The organism is Planktosalinus sp. (genome assembly GCF_059864935.1).
The window spans coordinates 1-3,283 of the sequence record NZ_JCBCCK010000266.1; the positions used below are offsets into that span (position 1 = coordinate 1).

The window sequence follows — 3,283 nt, forward strand, 5'->3', positions numbered from 1 at the left end:
CCGCATATTCATCATAAAGGGTTTTTTGCTTGGCGCGAAATATTTTGTGTCCTCTTTAAACGGACTCCATTGTGTGGAGCAATCGTTGCCCTCCTTGTCCTTCCACCAAAAAGTCCAGCCGTACTGATCGGTATTCATGCCCAGATGTTTTTTATACCAAGTTTTGATGGCATCAGGGTCTTTGGTTTTAAAGAAAAATCCGCCGAGTCCGGAAACCCCATACTCCTGCGAAGGCAGGAGTCTCGTCTCTTTCTCACCCAAACCATATAAAACTTTAATTTTATCCACAATCACCTGAGCCAGTTTTTCCTTGCTTTCAACAGTCCAACCGGCAATATGTGGACTTAACACCACATTGTCCATTTTGATTAATTGCTGTAAAGCTTCTGGCAGGTCGTTTTCAGTAAACAAGGACTCAAACGAACCCTTTTCATATTCCAAAACATCCAGCCCGGCTCCCAAAATTTTACCTGATTTTAATGCTTTTACCAAATCGGCTGTGACCACACATTTCCCGCGAGCGGTATTAAGTAGCCAGAAAGGGTTTTTAAATTTTGAAATAAAAACTTCATTGACCATTTTATCTGTCAATTCCGTCCAAGGAACGTGTAAACTCAATACATCAGCTTTTTGTTGGAGTTCTTCAAGTGACACCTGTTTGGCATTTTGGTCGCCCACATTTTCTTTGATGTCATAACAAAGCACTTCCACCTCAAAACCACGAAGTTTTTTGGCAAAGGCTTTTCCCATATTCCCATAACCGATGATGCCTACTGTTTTTCCGTCGAGTTCTACACCACGGTTAGCTTCACGTTTCCAAAGACCTTGTTTTACTTCGTTGTCGGCTTGTTTGAGGTTGTTGAAGAGAGAAAGCAACATGCCAAGCGCGTGTTCGCCCACGGCATTGCGGTTGCCTTCAGGAGCTGCAATGAGGACGATATTTTTGCTTTCGGCAGAATCCACATCAATACTTTCCAGCCCGGCTCCCACACGGGCTATGAATTTTAAGCTTTTGGCAGCATCCAGAAAGGTGTTGTCAATATCAAACCTGCTCCGGATGACGATGCCTTCGTAATTTGCTATTTTAGCTTCTACTTCTTTTTTGGAGGAGGTATAATCCTCTTCGTTTTGAAATCCTAGCTTTGTCAGCTGTTCAAGAAGTAACGGGTGATTTTTATCTAAGTGGAGGATTTTCATTTTATGGAAATTGAGTTTTCAATTCATCACTAATCCGCATAGGTTTTCCGGATGCTTTATCCAATAAACACCAGACGGTTTTGGCTTTGACCAGCAGTTTTTGATCTGCTTTTCTAAATATTTCGGTGTGGCGTTCACTCGTTACGCCGCTGTATTTTTCTACCCAGGTTTTTAAAATCAAAACATCATTTTCAAAAGCCGGGGCTTTGTATTCAATAAAGTGATTGATGACCACCCAGGCCAGTTTTTCGCGTAAAGCGGCATCAGTACTTGCATTCCAGTGCTGTTCTGCCACGTCTTGCACCCATTGCAAATAGACCACATTATTGACGTGGTTGAGGTTGTCAATAGCCGACTTTGGAACGGAGATTTCTGTTTCGAAATGATTCATTTTTAGTTGAAAATTAAAACCCAAGCATCACTTTGGCAATGGAAAAGTAGATTAAAATACCAAAAATATCATTGCTGGTGGTAATAAAAGGCCCTGTTGCAAGTGCAGGATCAATGCCGTATTTGTTGAGCGTGATGGGCACAAAAGTGCCAATAAGCGAGGCAATGACCATTACAGACATTAATGCTATTGAAACAGTAAGCCCAATCATATAATCATGGCCTAGGATGAAATGTGAGCCAATCATAAGAACAATTGCCAAAAGAAGTCCGTTTAACAAGCTCAGCACAACTTCTTTGAACAAGCGTTTAAACAGTGAGCCCGATAAGGTTCCATTTGCAATACCCTGAACTATAATTGCCGATGACTGCACACCCACATTTCCTGCCATTGCGGCAATAAGCGGAGTGAAAAAAAACAGCATACCGTATTTTTCAAGAGCACTGTCAAAACCTTCAGCGATGACCACAGCAATAAAACTACCGATAAGTGCCAAAAAGAGCCACGGCAAACGGGCCCTGGTTTGCTTCATATAACTGTCGTCTGCCTCAACGTCCTGAGAGATACCCGCGGCCAACTGATAATCTTTTTCGGCTTCTTCCTTGATAAAGTCAACAATATCGTCAATTGTTACCCGACCAACCAGACGACCTATTTCATCTACAACGGGAATGGCCTCCAGGTCATATTTTTGCATGATTCTGGCCACTTCTTCACCTTCGGTGTGCACATTGACGTAGTCCACACGCGGAATATAAATTTCAGAAATTTTTGTTTTGGGGTGTACTGTCAAAAGGTCTTTCAGCGAAAGTCGGCCAATGAGCTTTTCGTCTTTGTCCACCACATAAATGGAGTGTACCCGGGTCACATTTTCGGCCTGTCGGCGCATTTCCCTGACACAACCGGCAACAGTCCAGGTTTCCCGCACTCTTACAAGCTCTTTGGCCATTAAACCACCGGCAGAGTCTTCGTCATAACGTAAAAGTTCTTTAATATCTTTAGCGTGTGCGGCATCTTCAATGTTGGCAATAACCTCTTCTTTTCGTTCTTCAGAAAGTTCGGCAAGGATATCGGCGGCATCATCGGTATCCATTTCCTCAAGTTCATCGGCGATTTCCTGTGGTGAAAGGTTGTTCAAGATTTTCTCACGGTCGCTTTCGTCGAGTTCCATAAGGACCTCGGCCGTTTTTTCACTGTCGAGAAGCTTGATGATGTAAGTGGCGTCATCGAGGGAGATTTCTTCGATGATTTCGGCAATATCAGCGTGGTGCAAATCCTGCAAATGCAGCAGCAACTCCATGTCGTTTTGTTCTCCGACAAGCAGTTCTATTTTTTCAATTAATTCCGGGCTAAGTTGAAATTGCATTGCTTTCTATCTTTTGAGTTAGCTCGATAAAATTTTCGAAGCTCAGTTGCTCCGGCCGTTTGTCAAAGATAGTGTCTTCTTTTAAATTTTCGCTTAAAGCGAAAGATTTTAAGCTGTTCCTCAATGTTTTTCGGCGTTGTCCGAAAGCCGTTTTCACCACATTAAAAAACAATTTTTCGTTGCAGGGAAGAGTAAAATTTTCCTTCCGGATGAGGCGCAACACCCCGCTGTCCACCTTGGGTGGTGGACTGAAAACCCCCGGCGGAACAGTAAATAAATATTCAGCTGTAAAGAACGCTTGCACCAGCACCGAAAGTATGCCATAGGCC

General features: G+C 43.0%; 3 protein-coding genes and 1 pseudogene. All 4 read right to left on the bottom strand.

Annotation, left to right across the window (positions count from 1 at the left end; all coding sequences use genetic code 11):
* Nucleotides 1-267: 267 nt before the first annotated feature.
* A pseudogene (locus AC6F75_RS08905) lies at nucleotides 268-1,197 on the bottom strand (2-hydroxyacid dehydrogenase); the annotation flags it as partial.
* A gap of 1 nt (nucleotide 1,198) precedes the next feature.
* The gene (locus tag AC6F75_RS08910) at nucleotides 1,199-1,588 is read right to left on the bottom strand and encodes a thioesterase family protein (RefSeq protein ID WP_500714656.1); all 390 of its coding nucleotides are present in this window, start codon (nucleotides 1,586-1,588) and stop codon (nucleotides 1,199-1,201) included.
* Between the two features lie 13 nt (nucleotides 1,589-1,601).
* The gene (mgtE, locus tag AC6F75_RS08915; RefSeq protein WP_500714657.1) at nucleotides 1,602-2,954 is read right to left on the bottom strand and encodes a magnesium transporter; all 1,353 of its coding nucleotides are present in this window, start codon (nucleotides 2,952-2,954) and stop codon (nucleotides 1,602-1,604) included.
* A partial coding sequence (locus tag AC6F75_RS08920; protein ID WP_500714658.1) for an rRNA adenine N-6-methyltransferase family protein occupies nucleotides 2,938-3,283 on the bottom strand: 346 nt, incomplete at its 5' end. The genes AC6F75_RS08920 and mgtE, both read right to left, overlap by 17 nt.

Bases quoted from the DNA above. Each gene is read 5' to 3' on its own strand.
- AC6F75_RS08910 (WP_500714656.1), bottom strand. From the start codon at position 1,588: ATGAATCATTTCGAAACAGAAATCTCCGTTCCAAAGTCGGCTATTGAC.
- mgtE (WP_500714657.1), bottom strand. From the start codon at position 2,954: ATGCAATTTCAACTTAGCCCGGAATTAATTGAAAAAATAGAACTGCTT.